The organism is Terrabacter sp. Root85 (assembly GCF_001429185.1).
In the GTDB taxonomy this organism is placed as follows: domain Bacteria; phylum Actinomycetota; class Actinomycetes; order Actinomycetales; family Dermatophilaceae; genus Terrabacter.
Window position 1 is genome coordinate 931,455 of sequence record NZ_LMIW01000008.1, and the last position, 15,422, is coordinate 946,876.

General features: G+C 69.2%; 17 protein-coding genes and 3 tRNA genes. 10 read left to right on the top strand and 10 right to left on the bottom strand.

What is annotated here, in order from left to right; genetic code table 11:
* Nucleotides 1–155 precede the first annotated feature (155 nt).
* Nucleotides 156–1,337, top strand: coding sequence for a S9 family peptidase (locus ASE25_RS10795; protein WP_056825267.1), 1,182 nt, complete (start codon nucleotides 156–158; stop codon nucleotides 1,335–1,337).
* A 19-nt stretch (nucleotides 1,338–1,356) separates the two neighbouring features.
* On the opposite strand, the gene ASE25_RS10800 is transcribed toward ASE25_RS10795, so the two are convergent.
* Nucleotides 1,357–2,100, bottom strand: a complete 744-nt coding sequence (locus tag ASE25_RS10800) for a dihydrofolate reductase family protein (protein WP_056777433.1) — start codon at nucleotides 2,098–2,100, stop codon at nucleotides 1,357–1,359.
* 90 nt (nucleotides 2,101–2,190) lie between these two features.
* On the opposite strand from ASE25_RS10800, the gene ASE25_RS10805 reads away from it, so the two are divergent.
* The gene (locus ASE25_RS10805) at nucleotides 2,191–3,174 is read left to right on the top strand and encodes a polyphosphate kinase 2 family protein (protein ID WP_056825269.1); all 984 of its coding nucleotides are present in this window, start codon (nucleotides 2,191–2,193) and stop codon (nucleotides 3,172–3,174) included.
* A gap of 91 nt (nucleotides 3,175–3,265) precedes the next feature.
* On the opposite strand, the gene ASE25_RS10810 is transcribed toward ASE25_RS10805, so the two are convergent.
* Nucleotides 3,266–4,906 carry an acyl-CoA dehydrogenase family protein gene (locus ASE25_RS10810; protein ID WP_056825271.1) on the bottom strand — a complete coding sequence of 547 codons (1,641 nt, stop codon included), beginning with the start codon at nucleotides 4,904–4,906 and terminating at the stop codon, nucleotides 3,266–3,268.
* Between the two features lie 102 nt (nucleotides 4,907–5,008).
* On the opposite strand from ASE25_RS10810, the gene ASE25_RS10815 reads away from it, so the two are divergent.
* From ASE25_RS10815 to ASE25_RS10830, 4 genes are all read left to right on the top strand, one after another.
* Nucleotides 5,009–6,262 (top strand): YihY/virulence factor BrkB family protein, encoded by a 1,254-nt coding sequence (locus ASE25_RS10815; RefSeq protein ID WP_235508632.1) that lies wholly within the window; start codon nucleotides 5,009–5,011, stop codon nucleotides 6,260–6,262.
* 102 nt (nucleotides 6,263–6,364) lie between these two features.
* Nucleotides 6,365–6,437 (top strand) — tRNA-Gly (locus ASE25_RS10820).
* Between the two features lie 28 nt (nucleotides 6,438–6,465).
* Nucleotides 6,466–6,536, top strand: a tRNA-Cys gene (locus tag ASE25_RS10825).
* A gap of 35 nt (nucleotides 6,537–6,571) precedes the next feature.
* Nucleotides 6,572–6,646, top strand: a tRNA-Val gene (locus ASE25_RS10830).
* 142 nt (nucleotides 6,647–6,788) lie between these two features.
* Here ASE25_RS10830 and ASE25_RS22350 read toward each other — a convergent pair.
* The gene (locus ASE25_RS22350) at nucleotides 6,789–6,950 is read right to left on the bottom strand and encodes a hypothetical protein (RefSeq protein WP_200959057.1); all 162 of its coding nucleotides are present in this window, start codon (nucleotides 6,948–6,950) and stop codon (nucleotides 6,789–6,791) included.
* Nucleotides 6,951–7,306: 356 nt separating this feature from the next.
* Between ASE25_RS22350 and ASE25_RS10835 the strand changes: the two genes are divergently transcribed.
* Both ASE25_RS10835 and ASE25_RS23060 read left to right on the top strand, forming a co-directional pair.
* Nucleotides 7,307–7,783: a DUF6069 family protein gene (locus ASE25_RS10835; RefSeq protein ID WP_056825276.1), complete on the top strand. Its 477-nt coding sequence runs from the start codon at nucleotides 7,307–7,309 to the stop codon at nucleotides 7,781–7,783.
* Nucleotides 7,784–7,850: 67 nt separating this feature from the next.
* The gene (locus tag ASE25_RS23060; protein WP_162260603.1) at nucleotides 7,851–8,024 is read left to right on the top strand and encodes an IS3 family transposase; all 174 of its coding nucleotides are present in this window, start codon (nucleotides 7,851–7,853) and stop codon (nucleotides 8,022–8,024) included.
* A 53-nt stretch (nucleotides 8,025–8,077) separates the two neighbouring features.
* Here the strand turns inward: ASE25_RS23060 and ASE25_RS10845 are convergent, their stop codons facing one another.
* Together ASE25_RS10845 and ASE25_RS10850 are read right to left on the bottom strand one after the other, a co-directional pair.
* Complete coding sequence (locus tag ASE25_RS10845; protein ID WP_056825278.1) at nucleotides 8,078–8,851, bottom strand: hypothetical protein; 774 nt, start codon at nucleotides 8,849–8,851, stop codon at nucleotides 8,078–8,080.
* A 253-nt stretch (nucleotides 8,852–9,104) separates the two neighbouring features.
* Nucleotides 9,105–10,352 (bottom strand): phosphotransferase, encoded by a 1,248-nt coding sequence (locus ASE25_RS10850; protein WP_056825279.1) that lies wholly within the window; start codon nucleotides 10,350–10,352, stop codon nucleotides 9,105–9,107.
* A gap of 525 nt (nucleotides 10,353–10,877) precedes the next feature.
* Here ASE25_RS10850 and ASE25_RS10855 point away from each other — a divergent pair.
* Nucleotides 10,878–11,279, top strand: a complete 402-nt coding sequence (locus ASE25_RS10855; protein ID WP_157623385.1) for a hypothetical protein — start codon at nucleotides 10,878–10,880, stop codon at nucleotides 11,277–11,279.
* Between the two features lie 145 nt (nucleotides 11,280–11,424).
* Here the strand turns inward: ASE25_RS10855 and ASE25_RS22355 are convergent, their stop codons facing one another.
* The 3 genes from ASE25_RS22355 to ASE25_RS10865 all read right to left on the bottom strand — a co-directional run bounded on the left by ASE25_RS22355 (nucleotide 11,425) and on the right by ASE25_RS10865 (nucleotide 12,827).
* Nucleotides 11,425–11,565 carry an ester cyclase gene (locus ASE25_RS22355; RefSeq protein ID WP_082619872.1) on the bottom strand — a complete coding sequence of 47 codons (141 nt, stop codon included), beginning with the start codon at nucleotides 11,563–11,565 and terminating at the stop codon, nucleotides 11,425–11,427.
* A gap of 69 nt (nucleotides 11,566–11,634) precedes the next feature.
* On the bottom strand, nucleotides 11,635–11,841 hold the full coding sequence (locus ASE25_RS10860) for a hypothetical protein (protein ID WP_056825283.1): 207 nt from the start codon (nucleotides 11,839–11,841) through the stop codon (nucleotides 11,635–11,637).
* Nucleotides 11,842–12,155: 314 nt separating this feature from the next.
* Nucleotides 12,156–12,827 (bottom strand): DUF4386 domain-containing protein, encoded by a 672-nt coding sequence (locus ASE25_RS10865; protein ID WP_056825285.1) that lies wholly within the window; start codon nucleotides 12,825–12,827, stop codon nucleotides 12,156–12,158.
* 151 nt (nucleotides 12,828–12,978) lie between these two features.
* Here ASE25_RS10865 and ASE25_RS10870 point away from each other — a divergent pair, with 151 nt between their 5' ends.
* Nucleotides 12,979–13,650, top strand: coding sequence for a TetR/AcrR family transcriptional regulator (locus ASE25_RS10870; RefSeq protein WP_056825286.1), 672 nt, complete (start codon nucleotides 12,979–12,981; stop codon nucleotides 13,648–13,650).
* 274 nt (nucleotides 13,651–13,924) lie between these two features.
* Here the strand turns inward: ASE25_RS10870 and ASE25_RS23650 are convergent, their stop codons facing one another.
* Nucleotides 13,925–14,248 (bottom strand): phosphotransferase, encoded by a 324-nt coding sequence (locus ASE25_RS23650; RefSeq protein WP_082622810.1) that lies wholly within the window; start codon nucleotides 14,246–14,248, stop codon nucleotides 13,925–13,927.
* A 75-nt stretch (nucleotides 14,249–14,323) separates the two neighbouring features.
* A partial coding sequence (locus ASE25_RS10880) for a PKD domain-containing protein (protein ID WP_235508634.1) occupies nucleotides 14,324–15,422 on the bottom strand: 1,099 nt, incomplete at its 5' end.

Genomic DNA, 15,422 nt, shown 5'->3' on the forward strand with positions numbered 1-15,422 from the left:
GGAACGATCGGGGTGTGCGGCTCGCCGCCCGTGGTCCCCGAGGCTCCCGAAGGACGGTGCCCCGAACGTCCGATTTGATACGTCTGGTCCGCATACCGTCCCTGCGGCGGCACGCCCTCCCACGACGTGGGCGGGTCGTTTGCGACGATGGGCCCGTGCAGGTGCGCCGTCTCGTCTCGCGTCCGGTGCTCGTGGCCGCGGCCGCCGGCACGGGTTCGGTGCTCGGCGCCGCCGGAGGCTCGGTGGCTGCTGCTGCGTACTTCGCCCGCCGCGTCATCACGCCCGACGAGCTGCAGCCCGACGACGTCGAGATCCTGCGCCACGACGCCGGGACCGTCACCTTCTCCGTCACTCCCGAGACGGTCGTGCCCGGCCGCTACGGCGTCTGGCTCGACGGGGGAGCTGGGCACGCGCGGGTCGGCGAGATCGTCGACGCGGACCCGGAGTCGGTGACGCGCCGACTCGTGGCCGTCGACCGGGGCGCGATCGAGACCGGGCCCGCCCGCTGGAACCAGTACTACTTCTGGGACCGGCCGTCGGTGAGCCTGGGCCTGCCCGACGAGGACGTCGCCATCCTGTCCGACGTCGGTCCGCTGCCGGGCTGGGTGGTGCGTCGGGAGGACGGCTCGGTCGGGTCCGACTGGGCCGTGCTCGTGCACGGACGCGGCGCACGCAAGGAGGAGACGCTCCGGGCCGTACCGGTGCTGCGCGAGGCCGGGTGGACGAGCCTCGTCACGGCGTACCGCAACGACCGCGACGCGCCGCGAGGCCCGGACGGGCGCTACAACCTCGGCCTGTCCGAGTGGCGCGACGTCGAGGCGGCCATGGGGTATGCCGTGTCGCACGGTGCCCGACGCATCCTCCTTCTCGGGTGGTCGATGGGCGGCGCCATCGTGCTCCAGGCGCTCGACCGGTCACCGCTGTCCGACTACGTCGTCGGCGTGGCGCTCGACTCCCCGGTCATCGACTGGGGCGTGGTGCTGCGTCACCACGGCCGGTTGCACCGGGTGCCGGGCCCGCTCGTGCGGGTCGCGACCGACCTCATGGGCTCACGCCGCACGCGCCGGCTCGTCGGGGTCCACGAGCCGATCGACGTCGCCCGCACCGACTGGGTCGCACGCGCGGGCGAGCTCCGTTCCCCCATGCTCGTCATCGCCTCGGACGGCGACGACTTCGTGCCGATCGGTCCCGCGGTGGCCCTGGCGGGTCGCCGGCCCGACCTCGTGCGCCTCGAGCGGTGGGACACCGCTCGGCACTGCCGAGAGTGGAACTACGACCCGGACCGCTGGGAGCGCGTGCTGCGCGACTTCGTCCACGGGTTCGACGAGCGTCGCTGAGCCCCCGTCGTCCCCGTCGTCAGCGTCGGACGTACCAGCGGCCCATCAGCGTCGCGTCCTGCGCGACGAGCACCTCGAGGTCGAGGTCAGCCGGAATGCCCTCGGGGCCGACCGGCCGCGGGTGCTCGCCGCCGACGACGTGCGGGGCGATGGTGAAGCACAGCTCGTCGAGCCGGCCGGCCGCGAGGAAGGAGCCGAGGAGGCTCGGCCCGCCCTCGGTGAGCACCTGGTCCCATCCACGGCGGTGCAACGCCTCCACGAGGGCTGCGACGTCGACCGACTCGTCACCACAGACGAGGACGTTGTCCTCGCCGAGGTCACGGCGCGCCGAGTCGAGTCCGGGCGCCGAGGCCGGAACGGCCATGAGCGCCCGCCCGTCCCGACAGCCGCTCAGCGTCGAAGGCACGTGCCCGCGGTTGCTCACGGCGACGAGGGGCAGCGCGTCGGGGAGGCCCTGGTGACGGCGTAGCTCGACGAGTGGGTCGTCCACGGACAGCGGGGGATAGCCCTCGGCGCGGATCGTCCCGGCCCCGACCACGACGACGTGGCTCAGGGCTCGGAGCACCTCGAAGACGACGTGGTCGGCGTCGTTGTTGATCGAGCCCGAACGTCCGTCCGCGCCCGTCGCAGCGCCGTCGAGGCTCGTCACCATGTTGCAGCGCACCCAGCGGTCCTGCGGTGCGGCATAGGCGCCGAAGAGCCCCGCCGCGTCGAGGTCGGAGAGGGCGGGACGTCCGGAGTGACCGGGCAGGAGCAGGCGCATGGGGCCAGTATCGGCGAGGGTCGGTCTCGCCGCGCGGATCGGTGACCTCACATCCCGTCGCGCCGGTCTCCGGTCGGGCAGGATGACGCCATGGGCAAGGGCGCGAAGGGCAAGAGCAAGAAGTCAGGGAAGTCGTCGGGCAAGGGGGGCGGCAAGATCTCGAGCAAGAAGGCGGCCAAGCTCGAGGCTCAGGCCGCCGAGGACGAGGTCATCGCGGCGCACGAGGAGGCGGCCGTCGAGGAGATCCAGGACGTCGCCAACGCCCTGCGCGTCGGCAAGGGCTTCGTCCTCGCCGACGTCGACACGTCGGGGACTCCCGGCTTCACCGGGAAGAAGCTCGAGGGCAAAGCGGCGCTCAAGGCCTGCGAGGCCGAGCTGTCCGACCTGCTCGAGCGGCTGTTCGCGGAGTCCACGACGGGCTCGAAGCGGTCACTCCTGCTCGTCGTGCAGGGCATGGACACCTCGGGCAAGGGCGGCATCATGCGTCACGTCATCTCCGTCAACCCGCAGGGCGTCAAGGCGACCGGCTTCAAGGCACCGACGAAGGAGGAGCTGGCGCACGACTTCCTCTGGCGCATCGAGAAGGCCCTGCCCGGCGCAGGCCAGCTCGGGGTCTTCGACCGCTCGCACTACGAGGACGTCCTCATCGTGCGAGTCCACGACGTCGTGCCCGAGGCCGTGTGGTCCAAGCGCTACGCGCAGATCAACGCCTTCGAGCGCAAGGTGATTGCCGCGGGCACGACCGTCATCAAGGTGATGACGCACATCTCGAAGGAGGAGCAGAAGGCGCGGCTCATGGAGCGCCTCGACCGTCCGGACAAGTACTACAAGTACAACCCGGGCGACGTCGACGAGCGCGGCCACTGGGGCGACTACATGGAGGCGTACCAAGCCGTCCTCGACAAGACCTCGACGGTCGGGGCGCCCTGGCACGTCGTGCCGTCGGACCGCAAGTGGTACGCGCGCCTCGCGGTGCAGCAGCTGATCCTCGAGGCCCTGCGCGGGATGAACCTCCAGTGGCCGCAGGCCGACTTCGACGTCGAGGCGGAGAAGAAACGCCTGTCGGCTAGCTGACGCACCAGGCACGCGACGAGCGTCGGCGCTCGACGTGCGTCGACCCGAGGACGTATGCCGCCCAATTGGTTTCGCGTGAGCGCCTGCCTCGTCAGCCCGTTCGTTCGACGACGGCCGTCGCCGCGCCGGCGAGGTCGACGTCGAGCGATCCGAACGAGTGTCCGCGTCGACCCGCGATCCGGCTGGCGACGAAGGCGTCGGCGACGGGGCCGGGGGAGTGTCGGACGAGCAGGCTCGCCTGGAGGCCGAGGGCGAGGCGCTCGACGACGACGCGTGCACCGAACGACGCCTCCGGCGACGTGGGATCGAGTGAGCGAGCTTGCGCGAGAGACGACTCCACGTGGGCGTCGAGCTCGGCGCTCTGCCCGCGGACCTCGTGCAGCTCCTTCGTCAAGGCCTCGAGCGTCGTCGGTTCACGTGTCACGGCACGCATGACGTCGAGGGCGTTGACGTTGCCCGAGCCCTCCCAGATCGAGTTGAGGGGCGCCTCGCGGTAGAGGCGCGCGAGACCGTTCTCCTCGACGTAGCCGTTGCCGCCGAGGCACTCGAGCGCCTCGGCCACCATGGGCGCCGTTCGCTTGCACACCCAGAACTTGCCGAGCGCCACGCCCAGCCGGGCGAGCTCGGTCTCACCGGTGTCGACGGCGTGGGCGAGGCGGAGGCCGAGGACGGTCGCGGCTTCCGCCTCGAGGGCGAGGTCGGCCAGCACGTTGCGCATCAGGGGCTGGTCGACGAGCAGCGTGCCGAATGCTCGCCGGTGCCGGGCGTGGTGCACGGCCCGGGCCACCGCATCACGCATCGTCGCGGTCGAGCCGAGGATGCAGTCGAGGCGGGTGGCCCCGACCATGTCGATGATGGTGCGCACCCCGCGGCCCTCGTCGCCGAGTCGGCTGCCCCACGTGCCCTCGAGCTCGACCTCGCTCGAGGCGTTGGAGTGGTTGCCGAGCTTGTCCTTGAGGCGTTGGAGGGCGAAGGGGTTGCGTGTGCCGTCGTCGAGGGCGCGCGGCACGACGAAACAGGTGAGGCCGCCCGGCGCCTGGGCGAGCACGAGGAAGACGTCGCTCATCGGGGCCGAGCAGAACCACTTGTGGCCCGTGAGCCGGTACGTCTCGCCCGGCAGCGCCCCACCCGGGGTCGCGACCGCTCGGGTCGTGTTGGCGCGCACGTCCGAGCCGCCCTGCTTCTCCGTCATGCCCATGCCCGAGATCGCCCCGGCCTTCTGCGACACGGGCCGGATGCCGAAGTCGTAGTCGCGGCTCGCGAGGGCCGGGAGCCAGCGGGCACCCAGGGTGGCGTCGTGCCGCAGGGCCGACCCGGCGGCATACGTCATCGAGACGGGGCAGCCGTGTCCCGCCTCGACACGTGACCAGAGGACGAAACCGGCTGCGCGACGCACGTGGGCGCCGGAGTTGGCGGGCGACGTCCACGGCTCGGCCGTGAGGCCGGCGCCGACGGACTGGGTCATGAGCCAGTGCCACGACGGGTGGAAGTCGACCTCGTCGACGCGGTTGCCGCGCGCGTCGTGCGTGCGCAGGACCGGTGGGTTGGTGTCGGCCAGCCGCCCGTGCTCCTGTGCCTCCGGGGTGCCGGCGAGGGCCCCGAGGGGGGCGAGGTCCGAGATGGCCGCGGTGCCGGCCCAGCGCTCCACCGCCTCCCGCAGAGCGACGTCGTCGGAAAGGAAGTCACCGCCGACGAAAGGGGGCACCTGGTTGGTCACCTCGTGTGTGCTCACCCGTCGAGACTAGGCGCCGACCGGCCGGCGCGAGCCGCCGGGCGCGTGTCGCGCCGGTCACGCGTGCGACGCGTGGTCGCTCCGCCGTTAGCCTCGGAGACGATGAGCGTGCGGACGAGGATGCGGGCAGTGCTGGAGCGAGTGCCGTTGGGCGTCCCGCTCGCGCGACTGACCCTGGAGACGATCCGGGTGTGCCTGCGCTACCGCGTCACCGGGCTCGCGGCGGAGGGCGCCTTCTTCATGCTGCTCAGCCTGCCGCCTCTCGTCCTCGGGCTCTTCGGTGGCCTCGGCTTCGTCGGCGGTTGGATCGGTGCCGACACGATCAACAGCGTCGTGTCGGCCATCGAGGTCTACGCCTCGCGCTTCTTGTCCGAGTCGAGCATCAACGAGCTGCTCCTGCCGACCATCAACGACGTGCTGAAGGGCGGGCGCGTCGACATCATCTCGGTCGGCTTCATCCTCTCGCTGTGGTCGGGGTCGCGGGCCCTCAACGTCTTCGTCGACACCGTCTCGATCATGTACGGGCAGAAGGACGCTCGCGGCATCGTGCACATGCGCGCCTTCAGCCTGCTGCTCTACACGCTCGGCATCCTCGCCGCGATCCTCGTGCTGCCCCTCATGCTGCTCGGGCCGGGGCTGCTCGCCTCGTGGCTGCCGGACGCGGCGGCGACCGTGACCAAGGCGCTCTACTGGCCGACGCTCATCGTCTTCAGCGTGCTGCTGCTCGCGTCGATGTACCACGTGTCGACGCCTCGACGGAGCCCGTGGCGGCGCGACGTGCCTGGCGCCCTGCTCGCCATGGCGATCTGGGTCGGCGCCTCGTACGTCGTCCGGATCTCGGTGGAGGCGTCGATGGGCGGATCGTCGATCTACGGGCCGCTGAGCACGCCCATCGTGCTGCTCATCTGGCTGTACGCGCTGGCCGTGGCGATCCTCATCGGCGCGGGCCTCAACGCTGCGGTCCGCGTCCTGTGGCCCGTCGACCTGCACGAGGGCGCGGACGTCCGGCTGGTCAACTGGGCGATGGAGGGCGCGGGAGGGCTGATCTCTCGCCCGGACCCGGAGGCGGGTGGCGATGGGTCGACGGCGGATGCCGACCCGCCCGCGACGTTCGACGGCGTCGACGTGCCGGCCGACGACGTCGGGGCGCACGGGCGCCGAGGGCGTGACCAGCAGTACGTGAGCAGCGACCACGGACCCATCAAGGCGGCCATCCAGCGCGGCGTGGGGGAGGGGGCCAGGGACGTCATCGATACCGCGACCGGGGCCTCTGCTCGGGGCTCGGATGAGGCTCCGGATCAGGCCTCCGATCAGGCCTCCGATCAGGCCTCCGATCAGGCCGCGAGACGGGGCTGAGGGGCTGGCATCGTGCCGACGACGGCCGGTTTTGTATCTCGTGGATCGATCGGCTAATGTCTACCAAGCACCGAGCGGGGAAGTTACACCGCTGGTGTTCCCGCGGACGTAGCTCAGTTGGTAGAGCGCAACCTTGCCAAGGTTGAGGTCGCCGGTTCGAGCCCGGTCGTCCGCTCGGAGGCAAAGATCCACTTGCCTTCCACGGTGGAGTGGCCGAGAGGCGAGGCAGCGGCCTGCAAAGCCGCGTACACGGGTTCAAATCCCGTCTCCACCTCGGTGAGACACCACGCAGTACCAGCAACACCCAAAGGGCGATTGGCGCAGCGGTAGCGCGCTTCCTTGACACGGAAGAGGTCACTGGTTCAAACCCAGTATCGCCCACCAGCACGAGACGGCCCCTGACCAGCGGAGACGCTGGTCAGGGGCTGTCGTGTTGTGTGGGTTCGGGCGGGCAGATCTCGGACTGAGTGACCAAGTGAGTGACGATCGATCCCAGATCGTGGCCTCGGCGATGCGAGCACGTCTGTCATGGCTTCTGGCCGAAGATGCGGTCCATGGCCTCGGCGCCCTCTGTGATGACCGGCCGGAGCTGCTTGCGATAGACCGCCTCCGTCACCACTGTGCCGCGATGGCCGACGAGGCGGGCGATCTCCTCGATGGAGACACCCGCGTCTGACAGCAAGCTCACGAAACTCAGTTAGGCGCAGGGCGAGGTGGCCTCGCGGCAGCTGGTTCTCCGGTATGTCCACGCCGTATTCGTCGAACCGCATTTCGATCGGAACGGTCAGGCCGTACCGGCGTGTCAGCTGCTCGCGCTCCGCAACGCCTCGGAGCACCGGCAGGGCGCTGGCCCCTGATATTCGATCCACGTCGGACTCCGGCCATCGGGCCATGAGGTGGACTTTCACCTGAACGGCCACGTGCCGCAGGGTTAACGCGTACCGCCCGGCGGTTCTCTGGCGCGGGGAGGCTCGGACGCGGTTTCATGGGGTGCGGGTTCGACACAGCGATTGCGGAGGGCGACATGAGCACTGAAGGTCGATCATGAGCAGGCCGAACGTGGTGCCGGGGGACCCCTCACACGTCTCCGTCAACGCGGGCCGCCTCTGGACGGGTGGCCTCGCCACCGCGTTGGTGGTCGCACTGACCGCCTGGATTGGTGTCCTTCTTGCCCAGGGCGTGCTGGACGCCAGCCTGGCGAAGACGGCCGTCGTCCTGAACGTCAGCAACTCGCTCGGACTCAACTACGCCGTGACGGCCTTCCTGGCCGCGGTCGCGGCGACAGGCCTCGCCCATCTCCTGTCGGTGACGACGCCGAGGCCCCGGTCCTTCTTCTCCTGGATCGTCGGGCTGGCGACGGTGGGCGCCATGATTCTCCCGTTCACCCGAGACGGCTCGACTGCGAGCAGGGTCGCCGTCAGCATCATCAACCTCGTTGTCGGACTGTGCATCGGATCGCTGCTCACCGCGGTCCTCTCGCGCACGGTCGTCGATGCTGAGCGTTCCTGGCAACGGCGCTGACTGCTCGGGAGGGCCCCTGCCGGCCGGCGCAACAGGCCAGGCGATCCTCGCTGTAGACGAGTCGCACGTGGACCTGGGGCGCAGCCCCATCGATGACCTCGAGATCGCGGTCGCGGAGTACATCGACTGGTTCAACCACCGACGCCTACACGGCGAGATCGGGCTCATCCCACCCGTCGAGCTCGAAGACCAGCACTACCGACAGAACCCCGCGACGGCTACCGTCAAACGTCAGTTCTGAGCCTCCACCACTAAACCCGGAACGGGCCAATGCTGTTGTGGGGTCCAAACACGTCAGCTCTTGCGGATCCGCCTCCGCCATGTGCGGCGGGGGTTCACCCACCGGAGGCCGTCCTCGTCCATACTGACGGAGTTGCCCTCCACAGCGTGCTTCGGAACGTACGGCTCCGCCCTCGGCCCTTGTGCACCCCGCCGAGTCGGATGCCTCAGCCGATATGCGACGCGCCCCGTGAGGAACAACAGCAGCTCGAGAACCACGATGAAGCCCACGCTGAGCCACAGACCCGCAAGCGCAGTCCACCAGAACTCGTTCTCGATGTGCTCACCGATCTCAAGGTGGCCCACGGCGAGAACCGGGGCGGTCAGGGCAAGGCAGAGCAGCATCCTTGGCCACCGCACCTCCCCGTGTCCCGGGTCCGCCCGGTCGCCCGTGTGTGGCAAGACCGGTGCACCCGGGCCATCGTTGATGACGGGCTCGCCAAGCTGATCCGGTCGCGCGTGTTCACCCTGCACCCGTAAAGCTGGTGGAACGGTCGGGTGACGCAGCCACCGCCCGACCGATTCCCTGGAGAGGACCATGATGAAGCCGAGGACAATCCAACCCAGTCCCCATAAGTAGGGGACCCATTCGGACCATAAGGACGTGGTCTGGTCCTCCGTCAACCGCAGGGCGATCCACGTCACAAAGACAAAGGACACGACGTAGTCGGCGAAGTCCCTCGCTGGCGTGCCTGACCCATCGTCGCTCGTGACCGGCCGCCTGGTATCACGTGACGGATCAACCGGCCCAGCGAACGGCTCGTCGGCTCGCTCGGACTCGCCTCCCACAACCCGAGTATGACCGTCCGTGCACGGCGGCGGACCTCGATCCGGAGGATCCCGAGCCCGGGCACGCCGCCGTGTCAAGCACCTCGATAGCCGACGGAACACCCTCCGCCTGGCACCGCCGTCGGGTTCTCCTGCAGCAGCACCGGGTCGGGCTCCACGGTGTGCTCGTCGACGTGCCCGCCGGAACCCCCATCACCCTCCAGGCCGACCCTGAGCCAGAGGAGACAGCTTCGACCACCGGTCCTCCGCGCCGTCAGAGTGCATCAGCGGCCGCGCCATCGTCGTGGCCAGGTTCGGGATGCTCCGGCCGACCGCGCACGCTGCCTGGTTCCAGCCCAGGGTTACGTGACAGCCGGCGCCGGAGGGCGTCGGCGCGTTCGAGCATGGCGACGCAGTGCCCGAGCCCGGGGTGCTCGAGAGCCGGCAGGCAGGCCATGAGGACGTCCTCGTCCGATGCGCCCTGTGGCAGTTCGGCCAGGGAGAGTCCCAGCAGGTAGAGCACCCACGAAGCATGCCTCAGCGCCACGTTCGCGGCATAGGCGAACTCCACTGCCTCACGCCCGACCCTGACGCCGTCGTCGTGGAGGGCGGCGAGATAGGCCTCGAGCACGATCGCCTCCACGCGCGGCAGGTCAGGCTCTGCCACCTCGACGAGCAGCTGGGCGAGGTCGCTGCCAAGTGGACCGGTGCCGACCATCTGCCAGTCGATGGCCCACACGTCCCAACCACCCTCGGCGGACCGCCGCACGACGAGGTTGTTCACGTGGGCGTCGTTGTGGCACAACGTCTGTTGCAACCAATCCAGAACCTCGACAAAGGGGGTCGGGTCATCCAGCGCAGCCACGAGCGGAGCCGGGTCGATGCCCATGGCGATCTCGAGGCGTCTGCGGCGAGCGGGCCGGTCCCACAGCAGGTCGTGCACGGCCTGGAGCTGGGGCAGGCACGCGTTCCGGAACCGCCCGACCAGGTTGCCGGTCAACCATGCTCGCTCAGTCAGCGGCGGGCCATGGACGTAGTGCGCCTGGAAGCGGCCGAGCGCTGCCGCGGCGACCGCGAACTCCTCGTCGTCGTAGCCCGACACGTGCGACACCTCGCCGATGTCCTCGAACAGGATCACGACAGCCTCGGGGTGTGCTTCGACAACGCCCAGGCACCGGGGAGCGCGTAGGCCCCGGCCGTGCTCCAGCAGGCCGCTGGTCGCGACGTCGGCCTCGCGCCTCCAGTAGATGACGGACTGAGGGGTCTGCCGGTCGTGCGGGTCGGGGCAGACGACCTTGGCAACCAGCGACCACGCTCGGTCGGTCCCGTTTGTCGTGGCGGTCCCGCGGAGTCGGGTCGCGGCACCGGATGTCGGGTTGTTGGCCGCCCCGAGAGCGAGCTCGGTGGTGGCCCAGTCGCCGACCTCGGCCGCCTCGTCGGCCAGGAGCCGCCGGACCGCAGCCGTCACGTCGCGACGTTGCTGGCCAAGGCCCACCCGAGACATGCACACCTCCCCGCCCACTGTCCCATCGGTATGCGCGGCGCGCAGGCCTTTAGCCCATGACCGTCCAAGGACTCAACTCCTCCGCCCCGGTCACTTCGTCCCGGGCGGCAGTTGGGTCCTGCCCAGGTTCAGCTCGCCGGTTGTGGCGGTGCTGTGGACGCCACTCTGACGAGGGGCAGTAGTTGTCCGGCCTGCGGCGGTAGCGAGGTCCGGGCACTTGGTGATCGGGCTTCCAGTCGACCCGGGAGCCATGACGAGGACGCCGGCCTGGGTCGAGTGGGTGGGCTGCGTCCACCCGGGTCTTGACCGCGAATGTGAGCGATGCGGGTTGATCTGGACCGGGAAGATCCTCGTCGCGACGCCTCGCCGAGCTAGCGCTACGTTTCGGGTCACCATGCCGCGGGTGAGAAGCCGCATTCCGGTTTGGCTCGTGATCCAACGCTCGGTACACGGCGATGTGACGCGCGTGGCCGGGCTCGTGCCGGGCTCGTGCCGGGCTCGTGCCGGGCTCGTGCCGCAGTCGCAAGCCCTTAGGCTCGGACCGTGGATGGCACCACTGTGGAGCGCTGGTTCGCCGAATACCTGGAGTTCGCGGTCGTGGCGCGCAGTGAGCGCGATGTCGTAGAGCTCCTGCAGTGGTATTCAGTCCCGCTCACCATCACGCTCGATGACGCAGCCATCCAGATGGCCACGGCGGAGGAGGTGGTCGCCGTGGTCGGTAGCCAAGTCAAACAGTTGCAGGCGGAGGGTTTCGTCCGCTCGGTGGAACTCGTCGGCGAGACCACCGTGCTGAACGGGTCGCCGGCGTTGCGAGGCGAGGAACTGGTGCGCCGGCGTGCCGACGACAGCGCCATCGAGCACGTGAACATGACCTACGTCCTCGTCAGGACCCATCACGACGACATGCGCGTCGCGGTGATGGCCGTGCACGCATCGGGGACGTGAGACTAGAGGCGCGGAACCGATCAGCGGTCGGTGGACGCGTCCCGGCGAAGATGGACGCACGTCAAACGCCCGACCGCGTGCCGGCCGCGGGCTTGTCGGGGGAGGGTCTGGCTCTGACCTTCGGAGAACCGGGCCGGGCGCACCGTCAGCCCGGCTCGGCGACGAGCTGGCTGCGTAGTGTCGCGGAGTCCGACTCGAGCCAGCCCTCCGCGGCCTTTCCGTCCTCGATGCGGAAGATCTCGATCCAGGTGGTCGTGACCTCGCGACCCGTGGCGGGGAGCCCCACGAAGTCTCACCGATGGGGCGCCGATCAGTGCGGCGGACCACCACCCGGTCACCGTCGAGCAACTCGTCCTCAAGCGTGGTGTGGAAGTCCGGAAAAGCCGCCCGGGTAGGCGGTGACAGCCTCGCCATACTCGCTGGGACCTACGATCCGCACGTCGAGGGTGTTGTGGCTGACGAACCCCGGGGCGAGGAACGCCACGGCCTCGCCGACGCTGCCCTTGTTCCACACTTCCTCGACGAGGTGACGTGCAGCAGCACTCACCTCGTCATGGGACATTCTCGCCTCCCCGGCTCGCGAAGCCGTGCAGCGCGCGGAGGCTTCGTTCCCTGTCAGTAGACGGTGAGCCCTAACGGTCAGCAACGGCCTCGGACGGCAGATCTGAATCCTGACCAGCGTGGCCGAGCATGCCGGACGAGCCGACGTGGGCCGAAACGGTGCCCTGCAGGCGGTGGTGTGGTCGACCGTGCGCCGAGCAGCGAAGGACGTCGGACCCGAGCTCTGCAGGAAGACTTCCTGCGTCGACCGGCGCAATCGTCCTGCGCTGCTCGATGCGTCAGGGCCGCGCTGTTCAGCCGGCCGTGAGCGGGCGGTCAGGGCGCCGTGACCAAGGCCGGCGAGCTGAGGTCTACGGAGGCGGGCAGCGGCCTGAATCCCTTTGCGATCAGCCAGATCGGGAAGAACACCAGCTCGAACAGCCCACCGGGGACAACGAGGAGCATGCCGGCTCCCGCGCTCATGTCGAGGACGCCGAGGAGGTCGAGGGGGACTCCGATGGTGAGCGCGGCGTAGCCCACGAGACCCAGCAGGGCGATGGGTCGCGGGACCAGCCGGCCGACGACGAGCAGGAAGCACAGGATGATGCCGCCGATGCCGGTCGGGACGTAGACCCACAGCAGGTGGTTCGGGAAGGCCTCCGACGCGGCCAGAAGGTAGACACCGCAGGCTGCAGAGACGAGGCACTCGACAACCCTGAGGACTGGGTACCAGAGGGCCAGGGTCGGGTTGACCGGCTTCAGCACCGGGTACATCAGCAGGCCGATCCCGACGACAGCCAAACCGGACACAGACATCAGCGCGACGCCGACCGTCATCGGCGCCCGATCAGGGTTGCCGTCGATGAACGCCTGGATCAAGGACGTGCCGAACATGGCCGTGACCATCTGAACGACGAACAGGATCCCGACGGCCATCGCCACCCGCCTCCTGGACAGCGGACCCCTCGCGCTGGACCTCGGGGCGGTGGTGGTGCGCATGGTGGTCATGGCGTGCCCTTCCGATTGCGTCAGGAGCGGTTCGAAAACTCGTCCCTAACGGTGTTAGATTGGAGTTCGGACGCTACTCTAACGGCGTTAGATTGTCGAGGGCTCCGGCGACGGCAGCCCGGACGACGGGCCACCAGGAGAGGCAGGACCCATGGGCCGTAGGCCGACCGAAATCGCGAACAGGGCACCGTTGAACGCGGAACGGACGCTGCAGGTCGCGCTCGCTATCGCGGACGACGAAGGCCTGGAAGCGGTCACGATGCGCCGGCTCGCACGCGAGCTGGGCGTCGAGGCGGCCTCGCTCTACCACCACGTCAACGGCAAGAACCAGATTCTGGACGGCTTGGTCGAGGCCGTCGCGGGAGAGATCGAGCGCCCCATGCCATCCACGGACTGGCGGACCGCGATCAGCGAGCGTGCCGTGAATACCCGCGCGGTCCTACGCCGCCATCCCTGGGCCGTGAGCCTGATGGCGTCCAGGACGAGCCCCGGGCCGGCCACCCTGGGGCTCCTGGAGACGGGGATCCGGTGCTTCCGCGAGGATGGGTTCTCCGTCCTGCAGGCTGCCCATGCGATCTCCGTGGTCGACAGCTACGTGCACGGCTTCGTGCTCCAGGAGGTGAACCTCCCCTTCCGAGATGAGTCGGAGCTGGCCGCCATGACTGGGGCGATCATGGAGACGTTTCCCGCCGCCGAGTTTCCCTACCTCTTCGAGATGACGGTCGAGCACGTCCTCAAGCCGGGCTACGACTACGGCGACGAGTTCGACTCCGGGCTGAAGGTCGTACTCGACGGTGTCGCTGCGTTGCTCGTCGAGCCGTAGATGGAATCGCCCCCGGACCGGTTCATCGTCGACTTCCCGGGCGCCGAGCGGACCGCATATATCGACGCCTTGAAGAGGCAGCGCAAGGCGCCCAAGACCGTTGCGGCGTTCGACCTGACGTTCAGTGCGCCGTAGTCGGTGTCGGTCGCATGGGCACTCGCTGACGAAGCGACACGCCAGCGTATCTACGCCGCACACGCGGCGACGGAGTTCGCATCGCGTATGCCGAGAGCACCGTCTTCGCCACACGTACGGGGCATGGGGGAGTGGTGTCTCATCCCTCGAGGAACGCGCGCAGCCGAGCGGCGCAGTCGCGGACCGGTGAGCCCGGGAACAGGTGGCCGACGGAGATGGCTGCGTAGGCCAGATCCCACCCTCGTGTCGAAGGCCCGGCGCCGTCCCAATCGATGAAGACCAGCCGATCCTCGTCGATGATGAGGTTCCACGATGTGAGGTCGTTGTGGCAGAGAAGGTCAGGCTCCGGGGTGGGAAAGGAGCACGGGGGCTGTTTGTCGTGCGGGTCACCTCGCGCAGACTCTCGGGGGAGTGACTGGGACCAGGCCGTGTTGGCCAAGGGGCATCCCTTGAAGGTTGTCACGGCCGCCGATCAGCAGCTGGCGCCGATGACCGGGGATGTCGTTGACCGCGTGTAGGCCTCGGTTAGCCGGTGGCTCTACGGTTTGAACGTGATCACGAGCGCGGCCCAGGTGCCGGCGATGGTGCCGTCTGCAGTGAAGGTGCCCACTGAGGTGGGGAGCTGGTAGGCCCTTCCGAGGCTCGCCTTGGACACTGCCTGGGCGGTGAGGGCGGTCCACGAGGTGGTCCATGTGGGGGTGGTGGCCCTCGTGAACGTGGCCACGGCGCCGAAGACGACTTCGCGGGGTGCCGTGGTCGTGGCCGTCAGCCCGGAGGCGTAGTTGGTGCTCGTGCCGGTGGCTGCAGCCGTGCGGTCCACGCGGGTCACGCCGGCGAGCTCGTCGGCCACCATCTGATAGGTGCTCGATCCGGGGAAGGTTGCCGTGATCTTCGCTCCTGTGGCGAGCGGCTTGGTGGCCAGCCCCGTCAGGACCAGGAGTCGACCGCCGCTCACCGGCACATCACGGGCGACCGTGTAAGTGTTGCCCGCCGTGTCGGTGGCCGCCACGGCTCCGGTCGTCGACTTGGCCGCGATCTGAAGTGTGATCACCACCAGATCCCCTCGGCCCACGCCAGCGACGGGACTCACGGTCACGGTTCCCGAGCTCTTTGTCGTGGTGGCTGAGCTGGTACCCAGCGTCGCGACGTACGCGGGCTGTGCGGTTGTCGTGACGGTTTGCTGGGCGGTGGAGGCTTGCCCGGAGGTGTTGGTGACGGTGACGGTGGTCGTGAAGGTGCCGGTGGTGGTGTAGGTGTGGGTGGCGGTGGGGCTGGCTTGGGCGGGCACGGTGGTGCCGTCGCCGAAGTCGAAGGCGTAGGTCAGGTTCTGGCCTTGTGGGTCGCTGGAGGCGGATGCGTCGGCGGTCACCGGTGCGGTTGTCGTGACGGTTTGCTGGGCGGTGGAGGCTTGCCCGGAGGTGTTGGTGACGGTGACGGTGGTCGTGAAGGTGCCGGTGGTGGTGTAGGTGTGGGTGGCGGTGGGGCCGGCTTGGGCGGGCACGGTGGTGCCGTCGCCGAAGTCGAAGGCGTAGGTCAGGTTCTGGCCTTGTGGGTCGCTGGAGGCGGATGCGTCGGCGGTCACCGGTAGCGGTGTGGTGCCGCTGGTCGGGTTGAGGGTGAGCCGGGCGACCGGGGCC